The organism is Curtobacterium sp. ZW137 (genome assembly GCF_003762905.1).
Lineage (GTDB): Bacteria > Actinomycetota > Actinomycetes > Actinomycetales > Microbacteriaceae > Curtobacterium.
This window is the reverse complement of the sequence record NZ_RJKS01000005.1, coordinates 193,501-215,998: the sequence shown is the minus strand read 5'-3', so window position 1 is coordinate 215,998 and position 22,498 is coordinate 193,501. Positions and strand designations below refer to the sequence as shown.

Sequence of the window (22,498 nt, the reverse complement as noted above, 5' to 3'; positions counted from 1 at the left end):
ATTGTCTCCGGACGTCCCACAAGTGGAACGCCACGGGGTCAATAAATTGGCATTGACAATGTGCACGCTGTTGAGTTCTCAAGGACCAGACGCACCGAGCTTCTTCTCCCCTGGAGGAATGCCCGCTCGGGCAACTTCGGTACTGTACCACTACTTCAGTGGCGGTCGAATCGACCGGCTTCATTGGAGTGGGTGGTCCCGCTTGAGGTCGGCGTGGTCGGACTGCATCTTCCGGGGCTTTCGCTCCGGGTGACCGTCTCGGCTTCTCCGCCGCACCTTTGGGGTGACGAGTAAGAACTCTACGGGCGATCGGCGGATCCGGCAAACCGAGCGCGCACGACGGCGTGTCGCCCGGAACGACGGGGATCGTGTCGCGGGAACGACGAAGGGCCCGCTATCCGGGTGGATGACGGGCCCTCGGTCGAACGCAGAAGGAATGCTCAGCGACGCGCGATGACGGGGTTCTTCAACGTGCCGATGCCGGAGATCGTGACCTCGACGACTTCGCCGTCGCGGATCTCCCCCACGCCCGACGGGGTCCCCGTGAGGATCACGTCCCCGGGCAGCAGGGTCCAGATCGCCGACACGAACTCGATGAGCGACGGGATGTCGTGCACCATCTCGCTCGTCGAGGCGACCTGGCGCAGGTCGCCGTCCACACGGGTCTCGAGCCGGATGTCCGACGGGTCGATCTCGGTCTCGATCACCGGCCCGAGCGGGCAGAACGTGTCGAACCCCTTCGCGCGGGTCCACTGGCCGTCCCGCGCCTGGAGGTCACGGGCGGTCACGTCGTTCGCGATCGTGTACCCGAGGATCACGCTGGCGAAGTCCTCACGCTTGACGTTCTTCGCGAGGGACCCGATCACGATGGCGAGTTCGCCTTCGTGGTCGACGCGTCCGATGCCCTCGGGCAGGCGGATGGGGTCGTCCGGACCGATCACCGAGGTGTTCGGCTTGAGGAACACCACGGGGTCGTCGCCCGAGACGTCGTCCATCTCGGCGGCGTGTTCGGCGTAGTTGAGCCCGACGCCGATCACCTTCGACCTCGGGATCACCGGGGCCAGGAGCTTCGCCTCGGACAGGGGCACCCGCTCCCCCGTGGTCTCGAACCCCTGGTACATCGGGTCCCCCGCGAGCACCACCAGGGCGCGCTCGTCGAGGATGCCGTACCGGGGGTCTTCACCCTTGCTGCTGAACCGTGCGATCTTCACCGTTCGACCCTACCGACGCCCGAGCCCGGATCAGGACGCGTCGGTCAGCTTGGTCATCCACCCGTGCGGGTCGGGACGACGGCCGGACTGGATGTCCGTGAGCTCTTCGCGCAGGGACATCGTGAGTTCGCCGGCACCGACGGTCGGCGAACCGATCGTGAAGCCGTCGCCGCGGAGCTCCGCGATCGGGGTCACCACGGCGGCGGTGCCGCACGCGAAGGCCTCGGTGATGGAGCCGTCCGCGACGCCGTCCCGCCACTCGTCGAGGGTCACCCGACGGCGCTCGACCTGCAGGCCGCGGTCCTCCGCGAGCTGCAGGATCGAGTCACGGGTGATGCCTTCGAGGATGGACGGGGAGTCCGGGGTGACGAGCGTGCCGTCGGACTTCACGAGCACGACGTTCATGCCGCCGAGCTCCTCGAGGTACTTGCCCTCTTCCGAGTCGAGGAACATCACCTGCTGGCAGCCGTGCTCGTACGCCTCTTGCTGCGGGAGCAGGGACGCCGCGTAGTTGCCACCGGTCTTGGCCGCACCCGTGCCGCCACGGCCCGCGCGGGCGTAGTTCGACGACAGCCAGATGGACACCGGCTTCGGCCCGGACGTGAAGTACGCGCCGGCCGGGCTCGCGATGCAGTGGTACGCCACCGCCTGGGCCGCACGGACCCCGAGGAAGGACTCCGTCGCGATCATGAACGGCCGCAGGTACAGGCTGGTCTCCGGCGCCGAGGGCACCCAGTCCACGTCGGTCTGCACGAGCTGGCGGATGGACTCGACGAAGACCTCCACCGGGAGCTCCGGCAGCGCCAGTCGCCGGGCCGACCGCTGGAAGCGACGGGCGTTGGCATCCGGGCGGAACGTCCACACCGAGCCGTCGGCGTGCCGGTAGGCCTTCAGCCCCTCGAAGATCTCCTGCGCGTAGTGCAGGACACTGGCGCTCGGGTCGAGCGAGAGCGGACCGTACGGGTGGATCGAGGCATCATGCCACCCGGCGTCGATCGTCCACTCCACCGTGGCCATGTGGTCCGTGAAGTGCTTGCCGAACCCGGGGTCCGCCAGGATCACGTCACGCTCCGCCTCCGCCCGACGCTCGGCAGACGGGGTGGTGGAGAACTCGAGCCCGAAGACGGTCTCGGGGTTCGCGGTCTCGGTGCTGGCGGTGTCGGTGCTCATCGGTGTGGCTCCCTTTCAGGCGGTGGTGGTGCGCTCCGTGGCCGCGGCGGCGATGGCGTCGCCGATCTCGGCCGTGCTGCGCTGCGATGTGCCCCGGTCAGCCAGGTCCGCTTCGACGGCCCGCGTCACCGCCGTCGCCAGGTCCCCACGACCGATGTGGTCGAGGAGGAGGGCGACGGAGAGGATGGCGGCCGTCGGATCGGCCTTCTGCTGACCCGCGATGTCCGGCGCGGATCCGTGCACCGGCTCGAACATGCTGGGGAAGGTGCCGTCCGGGTTGATGTTGCCCGAGGCCGCCAGACCGATGCCGCCGCTGATCGCGCCGGCCAGGTCGGTGATGATGTCGCCGAAGAGGTTGTCGGTGACGATGACGTCGAACCTAGCAGGCTCCCGAACCATGTGGATGGTGACCGCGTCCACGTGCTGGTAGTCCACGGTGACGTCCGGGTACTCCTGCCCGACGGCCGCCACGGTCCGCTGCCAGAGCGCTCCGGCGTGGACGAGCACGTTGCTCTTGTGCACGAGCGTCAGGTGCTTCCGTGGGCGCCGGTTCGCCAGGTCGAAGGCGTACCGGACCGTGCGCTCCACCCCGTACGCGGTGTTCAGGGAGACCTCGGTCGCGATCTCGTGCGGGGTCCCGACGCGGATCGCCCCGCCGTTGCCGACGTAGGGCCCCTCGGTCCCTTCGCGGATGACGACGAAGTCGACGACCCCGGGTGCCGCGAGCGGCGTCACCACGGAGTCGTAGACCTTCGTCGGACGCAGGTTGACGTAGTGGTCGAACGCGAACCGGAGCTTCAGCAGCAGTCCGCGCTCGATGATCCCGCCGGCCAGGCGCGGGTCGCGGGGGTCCCCGCCGACCGCGCCGAGCAGGATCGCGTCGTGCGACGCCACGGCCGCCATGTCGTCCTCGGTGAGGATGTCGCCGGTCTCGAGGTACCGGGTGGCACCGAGCGAGAACGGGGTCTCGTCGATCACGAGGTCGTCCGGGGTGACGGCGTGCAGGACCTTGAGGGCCTCGTCGACCACTTCCGGTCCGATGCCGTCGCCGCGGATGACCGCGAGCTTGAGCGTCTGCGTCATGTGGGTGCTCCCCTACAGCGTGATGTCGATCTCGCGGAGCGAGGAGGCGTCGATCGTCTTGCGGACGTGCTCGAGGATCTCCGCGGGCACCGGCGAGTCGACGGTGAGGACGCTGAGCGCCTGTCCGCCGGCGGCCTGGCGCGCGATCTGCATGGCGGCGATGTTGATGCCCGCCTCGCCGAACTCCTTGCCGTAGACCGCGACGATGCCCGGGCGGTCCGTGTAGTCCATGACCACGTGGTGCTTGTCGAGGGCGACCTCGACGTCGTAGCCGTTGATCTCGACGAGCTTCTCGACCTGCTTGGGGCCGGTAAGCGTGCCCGAGACGCTGATCGCCGGGCCGTCGGACTGGGCGCCGCGGATCGTCAGGACGTTGCGGTACTCCGGGCTGTCCGAGTCGGTGATGAGCCGGACGCTGACCCCGCGCTGTTCCGCGATGAGCGGGGCGTTGACGTAGGAGACCTGGTCGCTGACGACGTCCGTGAAGACGCCCTTGAGCGCTGCGAGCTTCAGCACGCTGACGTCGAACTCGGCGAGCTCGCCGTGGACCTCGACGTCGATGCTGGTGACCGGGGAGGTGGCGAGGGCCGTGAAGACCTGACCGAGCTTCTCGACGAGCGGGATGCCCGGACGCACGTACGGGTCGATGACGCCACCGGCGACGTTGACCGCGTCCGGGACGAGCTCGCCGCCGAGCGCGAGGCGCACGGACTTGGCGACCGAGACGCCCGCCTTCTCCTGCGCTTCGTCGGTGGAGGCGCCGAGGTGCGGCGTGACCACGACGTTCGGCAGGGACACCAGGGGCGAGTCGGTCGGGGGCTCGGACACGAAGACGTCGAGGCCGGCGCCGGCGATCTGGTTGCTGGTGAGCGCACGGTGCAGTGCGTCTTCGTCGATCAGGCCGCCGCGGGCCACGTTCACGACGAACGCGGTCGGCTTCATGATCGCGAACTGCTCGTCCGAGATCATGCCGAGGGTCTCCGGCGTCTTCGGCATGTGGATCGTGACGAAGTCCGCGCGCTTGAGCAGGTCGTCGAGGGAGACGAGCTCCACCCCGAGCTGCTGCGCACGGGCCGTGGTGACGTAGGGGTCGTACGCGATGACCGAGACGCCGAACGCCTGCAGGCGCTGGGTGATCAGGGCACCGATTCGGCCGAGGCCGATGATGCCGACCGTCTTCTCGTAGAGCTCGACGCCGGTGTACGCGGAGCGCTTCCACGCGCCGGCCGCGAGCGACGCGTGCGCCGCCGGGATGTGGCGCGCGAGCGACAGGATGTGACCGACCGTGAGCTCGGCCGCCGAGATGATGTTCGACGTCGGCGCGTTCACGACCATCACGCCGGCCGTGGTGGCCGCCTTGATGTCGACGTTGTCGAGGCCGACGCCGGCACGGGCGACGACCTTGAGGTTCGGTGCTGCGGCGATCGCTTCGGCGTCGACCTTGGTGGCGGAACGCACCAGGATGGCGTGCGCGTCGGCGAGGGAGGCCAGGAGTGCGGGGCGGTCGGTGCCGTCCACGTTCCGGATCTCGAAGTCGGGCCCGAGGGCGTCGACTGTGGCGGGCGAGAGTTCTTCGGCGATCAGGACGACCGGCTTCGGCACAGCTGCTGTTTCCTCACACGAGACGGGCGGTATCCCACCATCGTATCGACGCGAGCAGGCCGTTACGACCGCAACCGGGGCTCTGTGGAGAACCACATGACGGACGGGAGGGTCGTGGCGGTGTCGCCACGAGCCTCCCGTCCGTCATGTGGTTCCGTCAGGAACCGATCCGCAGTGTCGAGGACACGTACTGCAGGAGCGTGAACCAGAGCGCGGAGACCGCGCAGAGCGCGGCGACGAACACCACGACGGTCCGGACGAGCTCCATCCGCCGCGACACCAGCCACGCGGCGACGAACCCCGCCGGCGCGATCGCGACGTCGAGGACGAGGGCCGGCCACGGGGTGGAGGTCTCGAGGCCGGAGCCGCCGTTCTTCCGGACGAACTCGTTGAAGGCGGACACCGACTGCGTGACACCGACCAGGTTGCCGACGGCCTGCCAGGTGACGTAGGCGAGACAGACGGCGGCGACGATCCAGACGACGAGCTTGCCGACGGTGAACACGCGCGGCTGCTCGGAGACGGCGGCGCTCACCCGAAGCTCCTGGTGAGGATGAAGGGCCACGGGATGAGGACGACCGCGCCCACCAGCAGCCAGATGAACTTGGTGCGGTTGCGGGTGCCCTGCCCGAGCCAGAGGGTCGCGGCGAACCAGAACGCCGGGGCCATGATCGCGAGGACGCGCATGATCTCCGACACGATGCTCGCTACGCCGGTGCCGGTGACCGTCAGGAGGCTCGCGCTGACGAGCCAGGCCACCGTGTAGAGGAGGTAGACGCCGCCGAAGACGCCCATGCCGACGAGCGCCCCGGAGCCGAGCGGCTCTTCGGTGTCGTGCTCGCGGCGCGCCTTCACCCGGACGGGGTTGTGGGCGGCGTCGACGTGGGTGGCGTCGTCCGCGTCGTCCCAGGAGAGGGCGGCTTCGTCGTCGTGGTCGACCGCGCCGTCCGGCGGGGACGCCGCGGCGCCGTCGTGTGCGGGAGGTGCCGGGGTCATGCCCTCGATTCTACGAGAGCACGGCGCGACGCGAGACCGCGAGGTCGCTCAGGCGTCGACGCGGCTCAGGCGTCGGCGGCCTGGGACTCGAGGACCTCGGCGACGACGTCGCGGACCGCCGGGAACAGCGGGTGGCTCTCCATGAGTCCGGTGAGGATCTCGGTGAGCGCGTGTGCGGTCGCGCCGGAGCGGAGCAGCGCGTGCAGCTCGATCGACTCGGGGTCGTCCTGGTCGTCGAAGGCGAGGGCCACGCGGATCGCGCCGACGAGGTGCTCGACGGGCATCCCGCGTTCGGCGAGCTGCGCGGCCGGGCCGACGAAGCGTTCCCGCCGGCCGAGCTTCCTGAGCGGGTTCCGGCCGACGCGGACGGTGGTGTCCGGCAGGTGCGGGTTCGCGATGCGGGACAGGTTCGCGGCGACGTAGCGCGCGTGCTCGTCCGGGTCGAAGCCGTGCTTGGCGATGAGGAGCTCGGTGGTCTCCGCCAGGACGCCGTCCACCTCGGCGCGGACGGCGGTGTCCTCGAGGGCTTCGCGGATGAGCCGGATCCCGCGGACGTAGCCGTGGTAGGCGGCCGTCGCGTGGGCGGTGTTCACCGTGTAGAGCTTCCGCTCGACGAAGGGCTGCAGGTCGTCGACCCACGTCACGCCGTCGATCTCCGGCGGCTCGGCATCGGAGGACGCGAACGGCGTTCGCTCGATGACCCACTCGTAGAAGGGCTCGAGGACCACGTCGAGGCCGCCGGACTGGCCGAGGACGCCGGACTGGTCCGGGACGATGCGGTCGATCGCGCAGTTCGCGAAGACCGCGGCGATGTCCCGGTCTTCGAGGATGGGGGCGCGGCGGATGCTGGCGTGCAGCGAGTCCGTCGCGTTGTAGGCGTTCTCGCACGCCACGATCGTGACGTCGCCGCGCTCGAGCGGGCGGGCTGCGAGGCCCTCCGCGATCACCGGGGCCACCAGCGGCAGCGTGCGTGCACCGACCGCGGTGGTGACGACGTCGGCTTCCGCGATGGCCTGGATGACGCGTTCACGGTCGGTCTTGCTGCTCAGCGCGCTGAACCCGTAGACCAGGTGCTCGACGGGCATGTCACCGACTTCGTGCACGACGAACTTGCCGGCTTCGTTGAGTGCCGCGACCACACGTTCGTCGACGTCGACGAAGGTCAGCTCGTAGCCGCTCGCCACGAGGAACTGGCCCACGAAGCCGCGCCCGATCTTGCCGGCGCCGATGTGGACCGCTCGCTTCGTCACCGCCATCCGATGATCATCCCATGCCGATCGGTACGGTTCTGCCACGTCGTGAGCGGTGCGCGCGACGCCTGTCGTGCAACGCCCCGGGGGTCGCCGGAGGGACGCCGGTCCGCGGCGTCGGGGGTGGTGAAGAGATGGTTCATGTCGTTCGGGTCACATCGAGAAGCGGCGGTGCACGGGTGCACACCGCCGCCTCGTCGTCGAGTGGTCTGGGGAAGACTACCGCGCGGCGGAACCGTCGACGTAGTCCGAGTCCGACTGCTTCCACGCGAAGAGCTTGCGGAGCTCGCGGCCGGTGGCCTCGATCGGGTGGCCCTCGCCCTTCTCGCGCAGCGCCTTGAACTCCGGAGCACCGGCGTCCTGGTCGTCGATGAAGCGCTTCGCGAAGGTGCCGTCCTGGATGTCGGCGAGCACGGCCTTCATGTTCTCCTTCACCTCCGGCGAGATCACGCGGGGGCCGGAGACGTAGTCACCGAACTCGGCCGTGTCGGAGATCGACCAGCGCTGCTTGGTGAGGCCGCCCTCCCAGATCAGGTCGACGATCAGCTTGAGCTCGTGGAGCACCTCGAAGTAGGCGATCTGCGGCTGGTAGCCCGCCTCGACCAGGGTCTCGAAGCCGTACTGGATGAGCTGCGACGTGCCACCGCAGAGGACGGCCTGCTCACCGAACAGGTCGGTCTCGGTCTCCTCGGTGAAGGTGGTCTTGATGCCGCCGGAGCGGAGGCCACCGATCGCCTTGGAGTAGGACCAGGCGAGGTCCCATGCGCTGCCGGACGCGTCGACCTCGACGGCGACGATCACGGGGACGCCACGGCCGGCCTCGTACTCGCGGCGCACGGTGTGGCCAGGGCCCTTCGGTGCGACGAGGGACACGTCGACACCGGCGGGCGCCTCGATGTAGCCGTAGCGGATGTTGAAGCCGTGTCCGAAGACGAGCGTCGCGCCCTGCTTGAGGTTCGGCTCGATGTCGTCCTTGTAGACGATGCGCTGGACCTGGTCCGGCGCGAGGATCACGACGACGTCGGCCCACTTGGTGACCTCGGCGGGCGTGAGCACCTCGAAGCCGGCCTCTTCGGCCTTCTGGCGGCTCTTCGAGCCCTCCTTGAGGCCGATCTTGACCTCGACGCCGGAGTCGCGGAGGTTGAGGGCGTGGGCGTGGCCCTGCGAGCCGTAGCCGATGACCGCGACCTTCTTGGCCTGGATGAGGGACAGGTCGGCGTCGGCGTCGTACACGATGTCAGTCACGGTGCGTGATCTCCTTGGTAGTGGTTCGTTCGGAGCCGGGTGGCGCTCAGCGCACCCGGTCGGTGATGCTCTTGGGTCCGCGGCCCACACCGAGGAGGCCGGCGCGCGCCAGCTCCTTGATGCCGTAGGGCTCGAGCACGCGGAGGATCGCCTGGATCTTGCCGGGGTCGCCGGTCACCTCGACGATGAGCGAGTCGTTCGCGACGTCGACGACCTGGGCGCGGAACAGGTTCACTGCTTCGAGCACGGCCGAGCGCGTCTGGTTGTCGACACGGACCTTCACGAGCATGTGCTCGCGCTGGACCGACTGCGAGAAGTCGAGTTCGACGATCTTGATGACGTTGACGAGCTTGTTGAGCTGCTTGGTCACCTGTTCGAGCGGCAGGTCCTCGACGTCGACGACGACCGTGATGCGGGACAGTCCCGCGACCTCGGTGTTGCCCACGGCGAGCGACTCGATGTTGAAGCCGCGTCGGGCGAAGAGCCCGGCGACACGGGTCAGGAGGCCCGGCTTGTCCTCGACGAGGAGGGAGAGGACGTGGCTCATGCGGTTTCCCCCGTCATGTCGGCGTCTTCGTCGTCCCAGGTGGGTGCGATCGTCTGGGCGTACTCGATGGACGAGTTGCTGACCCCCTGCGGGACCATCGGCCAGACCATCGAGTCACGGCTCACGACGAAGTCGATGACGACCGGACGGTCGTTGGTGGCGAGGGCGAGCTGGATCGCGGCGTCGACCTCGTCCTCCTTCTCGACGCGGATGCCGAGGGCGCCGTACGCCTCGGCGAGCTTCACGAAGTCGGGGACACGGCGCGAGGAGTGGCCGGTCTCGAGGTCGGTGAACGAGTGACGGCCGTCGTAGAACAGCGTCTGCCACTGGCGCACCATGCCGAGCGAGGAGTTGTTGATGATCGCGACCTTGATCGGGATGTCGTTGATGACACAGGTCGCGAGCTCCTGGTTCGTCATCTGGAAGCACCCGTCGCCGTCGATCGCCCAGACCACACGGTCCGGTTCGGCGACCTTGGCGCCCATGGCAGCGGGGACCGAGTAGCCCATGGTGCCGGCGCCGCCGGAGTTCAGCCACGCGTTCGGGCGCTCGTACTTGATGAACTGCGCCGACCACATCTGGTGCTGCCCGACACCGGAGGCGTAGATCGCCTCGGGGCCGGTGAGCTCACCGATGCGGCTGATGATCGCCTGCGGTGCCAGCAGTCCGTCCTGCGGCGGGGCGAAGCCGAGCGGGAAGTCCGCACGGACCTGCTCGAGCCGGGTCCACCAGCTGGCGATGCTCGCGCGGGAGTCCGTGGGGATCCCCTTCCAGGCGTCGAGGAGGTCGACCAGCACGTCCTTCGCGTCGCCCACGATCGGGACGTCGGCGAAGCGGATCTTGGAGATCTCCGCCGGGTCGATGTCGACGTGCACGACCTTGGCGTCGGGCGCGAACTCGTCCACCTTGCCGGTGACGCGGTCGTCGAAGCGGGCGCCGAGGGCGATGATGAGGTCGCTCTCCTGCAGCCCGAGGACCGCGGGCACGGTGCCGTGCATGCCGGGCATCCCGAGGTGCTGCTGGTGCGAGTCCGGGAACGCGCCGCGGGCCATCAGCGTCGTCACGACCGGGGCGCCGGTGGCCTCGGCGAAGGCGATGAGCTCGGCGGTCGCGCGGGAGCGGATGACGCCGCCGCCGACGTAGAGCACCGGACGGTTCGACTCCGCGAGGAGCTGGGCGGCCGCGGTGATCTGCTTGCCGTGTGCCTTGGTCACCGGACGGTAGCCGGGCAGGTCGACCTTCGGCGGCCAGACGTACGGCGCCGACTTCTGCTGCGCGTCCTTGGTGATGTCGACGAGCACCGGGCCCGGGCGGCCCGTCGTCGCGATCAGGTGCGCGGCGGCGAGCGTCGCGGGGACGTCGGCGGGGTCGGTCACCAGGAACGAGTGCTTCGTGATCGGCATCGTGATGCCGACGATGTCCGCTTCCTGGAAGGCGTCGGTGCCCATCAGTGTGGAGAACACCTGGCCGGTGATCGCGATGAACGGGACCGAGTCCATGTAGGCGTCGGCGATCGCGGTGACGAGGTTCGTGGCACCGGGGCCGGACGTGGCGATCGCGACGCCGACCTTGCCGGACGCGGACGCGTAGCCCTCGGCCGCGTGGCCGGCGCCCTGCTCGTGCCGGACCAGGATGTGCCGGATGGTCGTCGACGCCATGAGCTCGTCGTAGAAGGGGATGATCGCGCCGCCGGGCAGGCCGAAGACGTCGGTGATCCCGAGGTGCTCGAGCGTCCGCAGGACGGCTCCCGAGCCGGTCAGGACCTCCGGCGATCGACGTGCTCCGGTGGCCGCGGACAGCGGTGTGGCTTCCGTGGGCATGAAGGGTTCCTTGCCTTACGAGATGGCGGTGGTGCGGGTGTCGAACGCTAGCCCGTGACCGCGCCCTTGGCGGCGGACTGGACGAGCTTGGCGTACTTCGCGAGGACTCCGCGGGTGTAGCGCGGGGGCAGCGGTTCCCAGCCGTCACGGCGGGATTCCAGCTCGGCAGGGTCGACCAGTAGGTCGAGCGTGCGAGCCGCGATGTCGACACGGATGCGGTCGCCATCGCGCACGAAGGCAACTGGACCTGCGTCCACTGCTTCCGGTGCGATGTGGCCGATGCACAGGCCGGTTGTGCCGCCTGAGAATCTGCCGTCGGTCAACAGTAGTACATCCTTGCCGAGACCCGCGCCCTTGATGGCCGCCGTGATGGCGAGCATCTCGCGCATGCCCGGGCCGCCCTTCGGGCCCTCGTACCGGATGACGACGACGTCGCCCTTCTGGATCCGACCCTCGGTGAGGGCGTCCATGGCGGAGCGCTCGCGGTCGAACACCCGCGCGGGGCCCTCGAACACCGAGGCGTCGAAGCCCGCGGTCTTCACGACGGCACCCTCTGGTGCGAACGAGCCCTGCAGGATCGTCAGGCCACCGGTCTCGTGGATCGGGTTGTCGAGCTTGCGGAAGACCTCGCCGTCGAGCTCCGGCGGGTCGATCTCGGCCAGGTTCTCGGCGACGGTCTTGCCCGTGACGGTCATGCACTCGCCGTGCAGGAGCCCGGCGTCGAGCAGCGCCTTCATGATCACCGGGATGCCGCCGTTGCGGTCGACGTCGACCATGACGTACTTGCCGAACGGCTTCATGTCGGCCAGGTGCGGGACCTTGGAGCCGATGCGGTTGAAGTCGTCGAGGTCCAGCTCGACCTCGGCCTCGTGCGCGATCGCCAGCAGGTGCAGGACGACGTTGGTGGAGCCTCCGAGGGCCATCGCGACGGCGATCGCGTTCTCGAACGCCTCCTTCGTCAGGATCTGGCGCGCGGTGATGCCGTGCTTGAGCATGTTCACCACGGCCTCGCCGGAGCGGTGCGCGTAGTAGTCGCGGCGGCGGTCGGCGCTGGGCGGCGCGGCCGAGCCCGGGAGCGACATCCCGAGTGCTTCGGCGACCGACGCCATCGTGTTCGCGGTGTACATCCCGCCACAGGCGCCTTCGCCGGGGACGATCGCACACTCGATCTTCTTGAGCTCTTCCTCGCTCATGGTGCCGGCCTTGCAGGCGCCGACGCCCTCGAAGGAGTCGATGATTGTGACTTCCTTCATCGTGCCGTCGGCCTGCTTCACGTAGCCCGGCATGACCGAGCCCGCGTAGAGGAAGACGCTCGCGAGGTCGAGACGCGCGGCGGCCATGAGCATGCCGGGGAGCGACTTGTCGCAGCCGGCGAGCAGCACGGTGCCGTCGAGGCGCTCCGCGTTGACGACGGTCTCGACGCTGTCCGCGATGACCTCGCGCGAGACGAGGGAGAAGTGCATGCCCTCGTGGCCCATCGAGATGCCGTCCGAGACGGAGATGGTGCCGAACTGGAGCGGGTACCCGCCACCGCCGTGGACGCCTTCCTTGGCGCCCTGGGCGAGCCGGTCGAGGCTCAGGTTGCAGGGGGTGATCTCGTTCCAGGACGAGGCGATGCCGATCTGCGGCTTCTCCCAGTCCTCGTCCCCCATCCCGACGGCGCGCAGCATGCCACGCGAGGTGGTTGCTTCGATCCCGTCGGTGACGACTCGGCTACGCGGCTTGACGTCGATATCAGGCATGGAGCGAGTCTAGGACCGATTGGGATACCAATCGTGCACCTTCATGCATATGCATGGTTCCGATCATCGGACGGGAGGCTCGGCTCGGGTCTCAGCGCGTGGCCCGCAGGCGGGCGAGCTGCTTCAGGACATCGGTCAGGGCCGCAGGATCGCTCACGCGGTACCCCGCGAGCGTCTCGCCCTCCCCCACCTTCACGCCGACGTCACCGGCACCCAGCACGCGGAAGGCGTCCTCGTCGGTGACGTCGTCGCCGGCGAAGAACACCCCGTCCGCGCCACGGAGGTCCCGCAGCCGGGCGATGGCGTCGCCCTTCGTGACGTGCCGGACGGCGAACTCGACGATGTCCTTGCCGCCACGCTCGAGGACGTCCGGGTCGGCGTCGTGCGCCGCCTGGCTGGCCGCGGCGTTCGCCTCGGCCGCGACCTCGGCGCTCACACGTCGGGTGTGCACGCCGTGCCCGGCGGGCTTGTGCTCGATGACGACACCGGGGAACCGTGCGCCCACTTCGTCGAGGGCGGCACCGATGCGGGCCACCCGTGCCTGCTCGTCCTCGGTCAGCGCGGCTTCGTCATGGCCGTCGACGCGCCACTCAACACCGTGCGAGCCGACGAGCGACATGTCGTCCGGGGCGTGCGTGACCCGCGCGAGGCTGCCGAGCGGCCGGCCGGAGACCAGCACCACCTCGGTGTCCTTCGCGCGCTGCAGCGTCAGCACCGCGGCCCAGCTGCCCGGCAGGGCGCCGACCTGGGACGGGTCGTCCGCGAACGGCGCCAGGGTGCCGTCGAAGTCCAACGCGACCAGCAGGCGGTCGGCCGCAGCCAGGTCCGCGAGGGCCGTGTCGAGCTCTGGGGTCGTCGTCTCGTCGACGTTGGTGGTCGTCTCAGGCATCACGGGCCTCCCGGGTGTCCTCAGCAGCACGCGCCTTCTGGGCGTCCTGGTCGAAGATCGACATGTTGTCGGTCTGGGCCTCGCGGTGACGGTCCGCGGGATCCGTCGCCGACGGGTCGATGCGGGCGTTCCGTGGGGCGTGGCGGTCGAGCGCTTCGAGGAACGAGCGCGACCAGCGGGCCACGTCGTTGTCCCGGACACGCTTCCGGAGCGCGCGCATCCGCGTGGAGCGCTCGCGACGGGGCATCTCGATCGCGCGCTCGATCGAGTCCTTCATGGCGCCGATGTCGTGCGGGTTGATGATCACGGCCTGCTTGAGTTCGTCGGCGGCCCCGGCGAACTCGGAGAGGATCAGCACGCCGTCGTTGTCGAAGCGCGTCGCGACGTACTCCTTCGCGACGAGGTTCATGCCGTCGCGGAGGGCGGTGACGAGCATGATGTCGGCGGCCAGGTAGAGCGCGACCATCTCCTCGCGCGGGTAGCCGTGGTGCAGGTACGAGATCGGCTGGTGGCCGATCGTGCCGAGGTCGCCGTTGATCCGGCCGACGCTCAGCTCGATCTCGTCGCGGAGGGTCCGGTAGGTGTCGACGCGCTCACGGCTCGGGCTCGCGACCTGCACCAGGGTGGCGTCCTCGACCTTGATGCGGCCGTCCTCGATGAGCTCACCGAACGCCTTGATCCGGTGCCGGATGCCCTTGGTGTAGTCGAGCCGGTCCACGCCGAGGAGGACCGTCTTCGGGTTGCCGAGGCCCTCGCGGATCTCACGGGCACGTTCCTGGACCTCGGGCTTCCGCGCGATGTCCTCGAAGCTCTCCGCGTCGATCGAGATCGGGAAGTGCCGGGCCTCGACGTGGCGCACCGTGATGCCCTTGCGGCTCCGCGGAGCCTGCGGGTCGTCGACGGGGACGTCGATCGTGGTGCCCTTGGTCGTGTAGCCCTTGATGTGCCGGACGGCACGGAGGAAGTCGCTGGCGTCGTCGTGGCGCTGGAAGCCGATCACGTCCGCGCCGAGCAGCCCGTCGAGGATCTGCGCACGCCACGGGAGCTGCGCGTAGATGCCGACCGGCGGGAACGGGATGTGGTTGAAGAAGCCGATCGTCACGTCCGGGCGGAGTTCGCGGAGGAGCGCCGGGACGAGCTGCAGCTGGTAGTCCTGCACCCAGACGATGCCGTCCTGCTCGGTGATCTCGGCGATCTGCTCCGCGAAGCGCTTGTTCACGCTCTTGTACGCGTTCCACCAGTCGCGGTGGTAGCTCGGGTGCTCGATCACGTCGTGGTAGAGCGGCCAGAGGGTGTCGTTGCTGAAGCCCTCGTAGTAGTCCTCGACGTCGGAACCGCTGAGCGGGACCGGGACGATGTGGATGCCCTCGTTGTCGAACGGCTCGACCTCGACGTCGGGCTGGCCGACCCAGCCGACCCAGGCGCCGTCGTTCGCACGCATCACCGGCTCGAGCGCGGTGACCAGTCCACCGGGCGAGTGCCGCCAGCCTTCGTTGCCGTCCTCGTCGACGACGCGGTCCACGGGGAGCCGGTTCGAGGCGACGACGAAGGAGTACTTGCTGGACGAACTGTGAGGTGCTGACACGGGTCGAAACTACCAGCGCGCCGACAGCGGATTCCCGGTGGATCCGCGGCTTCCCATATGCTGCATCCCGTGTCGGGGGGACACAGCGTGCCGGAGGGCGGTGCGCGGCTGCCCGGCCGGAGAGGAATCCGCCGTGAGCGACAACCCTGGCGTGCCCGGTCCGCCCGCACCTGGCTCTGGTGCCGGTCCTGCCGGTTCCGGTGCGAGCGATCCGTTCGGACGGCTGCTCCGGTCGATCGGGGGCCGTGACTGGCTCGCCGCCGTGCTCGCCGGCGTCGGTGCCTGGGTCGCGGCGTACGTCGTCGCCGGGATCTCGCTCCTGCTGACGGTGGCCGTGGCGGCCGCCGGCGGCTCGGGCGACTCGTCCATCGGCGGCGCCACCCTGCCCGACTCAGGGTCGACGCTCGGCAGCGCCGCACCGGACGTGCAGAGCCTGCTCTCCGGCGTCAGCGTGCTGCTCGGCGCGCCCGCACAGCTCGTCGCCCTCGCCGACTTCGGTCGCCTGCACCTCGCCGGGTCGATCCCGCTGCTCGGGGTCTCCGGTGCCGCGTCGCTCGGGTTCGTCCCCGCGCTGGTCCTCGCCGCACAGGTCGTCCTCGCGGTGGTGCTCACCCGCCGGGTCCGCAGCCGTGCCCTCGGGACCTGGCAGCTCGTCGTCACGTCGGTCGTCACCGGCCTCGTGCTCACCGCCGTCACCACGCTCGCCGGCCTCGTGCTCGCGATCCGCTTCCCCTCGTCGTCCGGCGTCGCGATCAGTGCCGTGCACGCCGTCGGCGTCGGCAGCATCCTCGGCGCGTTCGTCGTCGGTGCGCTGTCCGCGTTCCTCGCGAGCCCCGCGGTGCTCGCTCGCGGTCGGGTGCTCGCCACCCGGGTCCTCGGCACCGCCCGGGTGGCCGTGTTCCAGATCGGGGCCGTCGTCGTCCTCGTCGCGGTCGTCCTGATCGTGGTCGCCCTGGTCGCCCAGCCGTCGTGGGGCGCCGCGCTCCCGCTCGTCATCGGCAACCTGTCGATCGCCCTCGTCGCCCTCGGGTTCCTCGGCGGGGTCGGCGTCGCGGGCGCCGGTGGCGTCACGCAGACCGCGTCCGTGTTCAGCGGGTCCTCCGGCTGGCTCTGGCTCGTCGTGCTCCTCGTCCTGGTCACCGCGGTCGCCGCGGGACTCGCGCTCGCCGTCCGCCGCAACGACCGGGCACGCACGACGCTCGACTGGGTCGTCACGCCCGCGGTCTGGCTCGTCGCCGGACTGGTCCTCTTCGTGCTCGGAACCGGGGTGTTCTCGTACAGCGCGACCGGGTCGAGCGCCGTCTCCGGGACCGGGTCGATGGGCGTCGCACCGTGGACGCCGATCGTGTTCGCGCTGTGGGGCGGGGCGATCGAGGTCGTCGCGCGGTACCTCGCGCCGGTGCTCCTCCCCCTGCTCGGTGGTCGCGTGCTGCTGGTGACGTCACGGCTCGTCGGGTCGGACCCGCGGGCCGTCGCCGTGCCGTCGTGGTCGGCCACGCCCGGTGCCGCGGGCGGGGCTGCCGCTGCCGGCGCTGCGGCTGCGGGCGCTGCGGCTGCCGGCGCTGATGCTGTCGGCGCTCCGACCGAGGGCGCTCCGGCCGGCTGGGGTGCCGGGACGTCCGCTCCGTTCGTCGGGGCGTCGGCGAGCGCCGCCGCGCCGATGTCGCCGCGGGCGAAGAAGGTCCTCGTCCGGTCCCTGATCGCCGGCGGTGCCGTCGTCGTCGTGATCGTCGCGGGCGCCGTCACCACCGGGGTGCTCCGCGCGAACGTCTGGGGACCGGCACCGACGGTCCGGAACTACGTCGACGCGATCGCACGCGGTGACGCCGCCACGGCCGAGGACATGAGCGAGGTCCCGGACGACGCCGCGATGCTCGACGCCACCGTCCTGAAGAGCGCGGAGAACCGCCCGAGCGACGTCCGCGTGGGCCGGGTCACCACCGCCGGGGACCGCGCCACCGCGACGGTCACCTACACGCAGGGCGGCAAGAACCGCTCCGGCCAGGTCGAGCTGCGCCGCACCGGGACGAGCTGGCTCGTGAAGGACGAGTGGCGTGTGACGACCCCGCTCGCGGACACCGTGTCGATCACCGCCGCGTCGGCGCTCGAGGGCGCTCCCGTGAGTGTCGGCGGGAAGCGGATCGGGAAGATCAGCGACGGTTCCTTCCGCTCGCTGGCGTACCCGGGCACCTACAGCGTGCAGGTCGGCGGGTCGAAGTACTTCACCGGCGGCACGAAGACGGTGTCCGTCGGCGCCTCCACCAGCCCGTACGTCGACTTCGAGCCGAAGGCCACGAAGCAGCTCACGACGGACGCGGAGGCGTTCGTCACGGACCAGATCACCGCGTGCGCCGCGAAGACCGACGTCTCCGCGCTGGACGGGTGCCCCTGGTACGGCCCCTACGACGCCGACGGCGCCGTGAAGTACCGGGTCACGACGATGCCGGAGCTCAAGGTCGAGACCTCGGGCTCCGGCAGCGTGCAGGTGACGAGCACGTCGGACGGGGTCGTCGCCTACGACTACAAGTCGTTCTTCGGCGACGCCGGTCACGACGAGGACTCCTTCGATGTCTACGAGTACCTGAAGGTCGAGGACGGCAAGCTCGTCGCCGGGTACTGAGCCCGTCAGTAGGCTCGGGCGCATGGTCAGCACACGCTCGTGGCGGAACGGTTCGGCATCGGAGCGGGACTTCCCGATCGAGCGGGTGTCGGACCTCGTCGCCGACGAGGACGTCGTCGTCTGGGTCGACTACACCGACCCCAGCGCCGCCGACCTCGAGCAGATCGAGCAGGAGCTCGGCATCCACGCGCTCGCCGTGGAGGACGCGGTGGAGCGCGGGCAGCGCCCGAAGCTCGACCGGTACCGTGACAGCCTCTTCCTCGTCGTCTACGACGTCAGCGGTCGGGACGACGAGGGAGAGCTCGTCACGCACGAGGTGAAGGCCTTCGTGACGCGGCGCGCCCTGGTCACGATCCACGGCGCCGACGTGGACGCGAGCGCGATGGAGCGGCGGCTCCAGGCGAACGTCGACATGTCGGACCACGGGGTTCCGTGGCTCGTGTGGGCGCTCCTCGATGCCGTGGTCGACCACGCCAGCGCCACGGTCGAGGCGATCGAGAAGGACATCGACACGCTCGAGGACGACCTCTTCGAGCGCGGTGATGCCCGCGAGAAGCAGATCCAGCGCCGCTCGTTCGGGCTGCGCAAGGCACTCGGGGTGCTCCGACGGCTGGTGGTCCCGACGAAGGACAGCGTCGGGTCGCTGCTGCACGGGGACGCGGAGACGATCTCGGACGGGATCCGGCCGTACTTCCGGGACGTCGAGGACCACCTCGTCACCATCGCGGACTCGGTCGACCAGCTGCGGGACGCCGTGTCGAGCGTGCTGGACACGAACCTCAACCTGGCGTCGAACCGCCAGAACACGGTGATGAAGAAGGTGACGAGCTGGGCGGCGATCATCGCGATCCCGACCGCGATCACGGGGTTCTTCGGGCAGAACGTCACGTTCCCGGGCGAGGGGCAGTGGAGCGGACTGCTCGTCTCGGTCGCGCTCATCGTGGTGTCGTCGCTCGTGCTCTACCGGGTCTTCAAGGCCCGCGACTGGCTGTAGCCACGGCACGCTGACGTCGCACGGTGCGAGGCGCAGCCGCGCTACAGCGCGAGCGCCAGGACGCCGGCGACCACCGTGAGCGGGGCGACCACGCAGCCGAGCGCCATGTAGCGCCCCCACGAGAGCCGGATGCCCTCCGCCGACAGCCGCGCGTGCCAGAGCAGCGTCGCGAGCGAGGCCCACGGCGTGATGAGGCACCCGGCGTTCACCCCGATGAGGAGCGCCGCGTAGCGCAGCGCATCATGCCCGGCAGCGGGCTCGAGCACCAGGTACGCGGGCAGGTTGTCGATCGCGTTCGCCGCCACCGCGCCCGCTCCCCCGAGCAGCAGCAGCGACCCGGTCCCGGTGCCGCCGGAGAGCGCCCGGACGATCGGGTCGGTGATGCCGGTGGTGTGCAGGGTCTCGACGACGACGAACAGCCCGGCGGCGAACACCAGCGTCGACCACGGCACGCGTGACGGCCGGAGTTCGGACGGGGCCCGGAACGCCGCGACGACGACGAGCAGCGCTGCCGCGGCGAGCGCGGCGATCCAGACGGTGACGCCGGCGGTCAGCGCGATGACGAGCGCCACGAGGACGACCGACGCAGCGCCGAAGAACACCGGGTCGGACGGCCGCCGGACCGCCACCGGCGTGTACCGGCCGAAGAGCTTCCCGCGGAACACGACGAGCAGCACGGCGCACGGGACGACGACGCCCGCGAGCGCCGGCCAGGCCATCAGCCCGGCGAACGGGATCGGCCCGTCGAGCCCGATCCGGTCCACGGCGAGCAGGTTCGTCAGGTTCGACACGGGCAGCAGGAGGGACGCGGTGTTGGCGAGCCAGACGGTCGTCAGCGCGAACGGCATCGGCGGCAGCCCGACCCGCCGGGCCAGGGCGATCACGATCGGGGTGAGCAGCACCGCGGTGGTGTCGATCGACAGGAACACGGTGCAGAGGACCGCGAGCACGACCACGGCGCCCCAGAGCCCGATCGTCCGGCCGCCACCGATCCGGGCGGCGACGTCGGCCAGGCGGTCGAAGACCCCGGCGTCGGCGGCGAGTTCGGACACGATGGTCAGCCCGAGGACGAACCCGAGGACGGGGAGCACCCGGTCTGCCAGCTCGGCGAGGTCGGGCAGCGGGAGCAGCCCGAACGCGACACAGACGGCTCCGACGAGGAGCAGGGCTCCCCCGATGACGGCTTGACGCAATGTGTCTCCTCGGTGCGCGGCCGCGACCGGCGGCGCTCCAATGTACAGACCAGTACGGTGGTCGGGACGACGACAGGAGGAATCCGTGCGCAAGTTCTTGTTCAACGGTGCGGTGTGGAGTTCGATCATCAGCGGCTACAGCGTGCTGCAGACGACCAGGCGGGGTCCGCGCGACTGGCGCCTGGCGCTGACGTGGGTGGCGTGGCTCTCGACGACGATCGTGGCGATCGGCACGGTCGTCGAGGACGACCGCGCGGTCCGCGCGAAGCAGCCGTGATCTGAGGTCACCACGAGACGGACGGGAGGCCCGGTGCCAGCTGGCACCGGGCCTCCCGTCCGTCCGTGGTGGCGACCGGATCAGCGCGGACGGCCGCGCCGGCTCCCGCGCCGTCTACCGCTCCGACGGCCGGATCCCGGACGTCTGGATCGGCCCGGTGAACAGGGCGGCGCGGTCCTGCTGGTCCGGCGTGAACAGCGCCGAGTCCGACGCGGTCGACGCGCCACGCCGCCGCGGCGTCGCGACCTCGTCCACCATGAGCACCCGCTGGACGGGCAGCGCGTCCGGGTGGGTGCGCTGGATCCAGTCGACGAGCTCCTCGCGGATGTAGCAGCGCAGGTCGAACAGCGACGGCGCATCGTGCGACGTCGCGAGGACCCGGACGCGCACGTACCCCTGCACGGCGTCGGTGACCTGGAGCACCTTGACCCGCTTGTCCCACAGCTCGGTGCGGTCGAGGATCCGGTCGAGCTCGACGCGCATCTCGCTGGGCCGCACCCGCCAGTCCAGGTCGAACTCCACCGCGCCGAGCAGTTCGCTGTTGGTCCGGGTCCAGTTCTCGAACGGCGTCGACGTGAAGTAGGTCGACGGCAGCACGAACCGGCGGTCGTCCCAGAGGTGCACGACCACGTACGTCAGCGTGATCTCCTCGATGCGGCCCCACTGGGTCTCGACCACGACGACGTCGTCGACGCGGATCGAGCCGGAGAACGCCAGCTGCATGCCCGCGAAGACGTTGCCGAGCGTGGACTGCGCCGCGAGCCCGGCGATCACCGAGATGAGTCCGGCGGAGGCGAGGACGCTCGCGCCCGCCGCCTCGACACCGGGGAACGTGAGCAGGATCGCGCCGACGCCGATGATGACGAGCACCGCGACCGTGAGCCGGCGGAGGATGAGCACCTGGGTCCGGATGCGCCGTGCGACGCGGTTGTCGGGGACGTCGACGCGGTACTTGTGGAGGCCGAGGCTCTCGAGGAAGATCGCGAGCCCGCAGGCGAACCAGGTGCCGACGCCGATCGTGACGACGAGGAACACGTGCGAGACGGTGTCCCGCCACGGGTACGCGTCGGTGTCCGGGATCGAGGACGCGAACGCCGTCCACAGCAGCGCGACGAGCAGCAGCGTCCTGGTGGGGTGCTTGGTCCGCCGGGACAGCGACGCGGCCCAGCGCTCCCGGCGGCCCAGCGCGCGGAAGACGAGGTGCAGGACGACGGCGGCGACCGCGGTCACGAGGAGGGCGAACCCGATCGCGACGAGGAGACGGAGGAGGATGTCCATCCCCCCATGGTGCCAACGGACAGGAGGCACGGTGCCAGCCGGCACCGTGCCTCCTGTCAGGGTGGTGCTGCTACTTCGACGACGTGAGCGAGTCCACGTAGTCCTGGTGCTCGGACGCCCACTTCTTCGTGATCGCGGGGTACTCGCTCGCCGTCGCGCCGCTGTTCACGAGCGCGTTCTCGAGCGAGTAGAGCGTGTCGGAGTCCATGGAGAAGTCCCGCATCCACTTCGACGCCTGCGGGAAGTCACTGGCGAAGTCCTTCTTGGCGATGGTGTGGATCTCCTCGTTCTTGCCGAGCGCGCCCTTCGGGTCCTCGAGGTCCTTGATCGGGAACGCGTCGTACGCCCAGTGCGGACGCCACAGGGTCACGACGACGTCCTCCTTCTTGGCGATCGCGGCCTTGAGGTCGGCGAGCATCGCCGGCGTCGAGCTAGTGATGAAGTCCATCCCGCCGAGGCCGTACTGCGGGATGACCTCGTCCTGCACGACCGCGGTCTCACCGGCGGCCGGCTCGATGCCGACGATCTTGTTCCCGAAGTCCGAGGCGTTCGCCTCGAGGTCCTCGATGGAGTCGATCTTCGAGTACTCAGGCACGGCGAGCTCGAGGGACGCCTGCTCGTTCCACGCGCCGAGGTCGGTCAGCTGGTCGCCGTACTTCTCCATGTACTGCTTGTGCGTGTTCGGCAGCCAGGTGTCGAGCACGACGTCGTAGTCCCCGGAGGACAGCCCCTGGTAGGCGGGTGCGACGTCCGCGTTGGTGAGCTGGACGTCGTAGCCCTTCTGGTCGAGGACGTACTTCCAGAGCTGGCTGGCGGCGGTGTCCTCGTCCCAGCCGTTGAACACGACGATGGACATCGACTTCTGGTCGCCGTTGTCGACGGTGCCGGATGCGCCGTAGTAGCCGGGCGGCATGCAGGCGGTCAGGCCGACGGCGGTCGCGGCGGCGAGGGCGAGGGTCGCGACGACCCGCTTGGTGCGCTTCATGGTGGGTTCCT

Annotated in this window: 19 protein-coding genes; 3 read left to right on the top strand and 16 right to left on the bottom strand. The window is 69.9% G+C overall.

Annotated features, from left to right (window positions below; all coding sequences use genetic code 11):
* Positions 1–440: 440 nt before the first annotated feature.
* The 13 genes from EDF55_RS17205 to otsA all read right to left on the bottom strand — a co-directional run bounded on the left by EDF55_RS17205 (position 441) and on the right by otsA (position 15,140).
* A complete protein-coding gene (locus EDF55_RS17205; protein ID WP_123656202.1) occupies positions 441–1,211 on the bottom strand; it encodes a fumarylacetoacetate hydrolase family protein in 771 nt (256 codons plus the stop codon).
* A 30-nt stretch (positions 1,212–1,241) separates the two neighbouring features.
* The gene (locus tag EDF55_RS17200) at positions 1,242–2,381 is read right to left on the bottom strand and encodes a branched-chain amino acid aminotransferase (protein WP_123656201.1); all 1,140 of its coding nucleotides are present in this window, start codon (positions 2,379–2,381) and stop codon (positions 1,242–1,244) included.
* Positions 2,382–2,396: 15 nt separating this feature from the next.
* Positions 2,397–3,464 (bottom strand): 3-isopropylmalate dehydrogenase, encoded by a 1,068-nt coding sequence (locus EDF55_RS17195; RefSeq protein ID WP_123656200.1) that lies wholly within the window; start codon positions 3,462–3,464, stop codon positions 2,397–2,399.
* A gap of 12 nt (positions 3,465–3,476) precedes the next feature.
* A complete protein-coding gene (gene serA / locus EDF55_RS17190; RefSeq protein ID WP_123656199.1) occupies positions 3,477–5,066 on the bottom strand; it encodes a phosphoglycerate dehydrogenase in 1,590 nt (529 codons plus the stop codon).
* Between the two features lie 157 nt (positions 5,067–5,223).
* Entirely contained in the window at positions 5,224–5,601 is a 378-nt protein-coding gene (locus tag EDF55_RS17185; protein ID WP_123656198.1) for a hypothetical protein, read from the bottom strand.
* Positions 5,598–6,062 carry a hypothetical protein gene (locus EDF55_RS17180; protein ID WP_123656197.1) on the bottom strand — a complete coding sequence of 155 codons (465 nt, stop codon included), beginning with the start codon at positions 6,060–6,062 and terminating at the stop codon, positions 5,598–5,600. The genes EDF55_RS17185 and EDF55_RS17180 overlap by 4 nt, the downstream gene beginning before the upstream one ends.
* A 65-nt stretch (positions 6,063–6,127) precedes the next feature.
* A complete protein-coding gene (locus EDF55_RS17175; protein WP_123656196.1) occupies positions 6,128–7,318 on the bottom strand; it encodes a mannitol-1-phosphate 5-dehydrogenase in 1,191 nt (396 codons plus the stop codon).
* Positions 7,319–7,531: 213 nt separating this feature from the next.
* A complete protein-coding gene (gene ilvC, locus EDF55_RS17170; protein ID WP_123656195.1) occupies positions 7,532–8,557 on the bottom strand; it encodes a ketol-acid reductoisomerase in 1,026 nt (341 codons plus the stop codon).
* A 46-nt stretch (positions 8,558–8,603) separates the two neighbouring features.
* Positions 8,604–9,104, bottom strand: coding sequence for an acetolactate synthase small subunit (gene ilvN, locus EDF55_RS17165; protein WP_123656194.1), 501 nt, complete (start codon positions 9,102–9,104; stop codon positions 8,604–8,606).
* Positions 9,101–10,924 (bottom strand): acetolactate synthase large subunit, encoded by a 1,824-nt coding sequence (locus EDF55_RS17160; protein ID WP_123656193.1) that lies wholly within the window; start codon positions 10,922–10,924, stop codon positions 9,101–9,103. Before EDF55_RS17160 ends, ilvN begins: the two co-directional genes overlap by 4 nt.
* Positions 10,925–10,971: 47 nt before the next feature.
* Complete coding sequence (gene ilvD / locus EDF55_RS17155; protein ID WP_123656192.1) at positions 10,972–12,666, bottom strand: dihydroxy-acid dehydratase; 1,695 nt, start codon at positions 12,664–12,666, stop codon at positions 10,972–10,974.
* A gap of 91 nt (positions 12,667–12,757) precedes the next feature.
* Positions 12,758–13,555: a trehalose-phosphatase gene (gene otsB, locus EDF55_RS17150; protein WP_123656191.1), complete on the bottom strand. Its 798-nt coding sequence runs from the start codon at positions 13,553–13,555 to the stop codon at positions 12,758–12,760.
* A complete protein-coding gene (gene otsA / locus EDF55_RS17145) occupies positions 13,548–15,140 on the bottom strand; it encodes an alpha,alpha-trehalose-phosphate synthase (UDP-forming) (protein WP_123656190.1) in 1,593 nt (530 codons plus the stop codon). Before otsA ends, otsB begins: the two co-directional genes overlap by 8 nt.
* Positions 15,141–15,273: 133 nt before the next feature.
* Here otsA and EDF55_RS17140 point away from each other — a divergent pair, with 133 nt between their 5' ends.
* Together EDF55_RS17140 and EDF55_RS17135 are read left to right on the top strand one after the other, a co-directional pair.
* On the top strand, positions 15,274–17,760 hold the full coding sequence (locus EDF55_RS17140; protein WP_123656189.1) for a hypothetical protein: 2,487 nt from the start codon (positions 15,274–15,276) through the stop codon (positions 17,758–17,760).
* Between the two features lie 22 nt (positions 17,761–17,782).
* Positions 17,783–18,754 (top strand): magnesium transporter CorA family protein, encoded by a 972-nt coding sequence (locus EDF55_RS17135; protein WP_123656188.1) that lies wholly within the window; start codon positions 17,783–17,785, stop codon positions 18,752–18,754.
* A gap of 41 nt (positions 18,755–18,795) precedes the next feature.
* On the opposite strand, the gene EDF55_RS17130 is transcribed toward EDF55_RS17135, so the two are convergent.
* Positions 18,796–19,947 carry an SLC13 family permease gene (locus EDF55_RS17130; RefSeq protein WP_123656187.1) on the bottom strand — a complete coding sequence of 384 codons (1,152 nt, stop codon included), beginning with the start codon at positions 19,945–19,947 and terminating at the stop codon, positions 18,796–18,798.
* Positions 19,948–20,032: 85 nt separating this feature from the next.
* Between EDF55_RS17130 and EDF55_RS17125 the strand changes: the two genes are divergently transcribed.
* On the top strand, positions 20,033–20,224 hold the full coding sequence (locus EDF55_RS17125; RefSeq protein ID WP_123656186.1) for a hypothetical protein: 192 nt from the start codon (positions 20,033–20,035) through the stop codon (positions 20,222–20,224).
* Between the two features lie 114 nt (positions 20,225–20,338).
* Here EDF55_RS17125 and EDF55_RS17120 read toward each other — a convergent pair whose 3' ends face one another.
* A complete protein-coding gene (locus tag EDF55_RS17120) occupies positions 20,339–21,502 on the bottom strand; it encodes a mechanosensitive ion channel family protein (RefSeq protein ID WP_123656185.1) in 1,164 nt (387 codons plus the stop codon).
* Between the two features lie 70 nt (positions 21,503–21,572).
* Entirely contained in the window at positions 21,573–22,487 is a 915-nt protein-coding gene (locus EDF55_RS17115) for a glycine betaine ABC transporter substrate-binding protein (RefSeq protein WP_123656184.1), read from the bottom strand.
* Positions 22,488–22,498 lie beyond the last annotated feature (11 nt).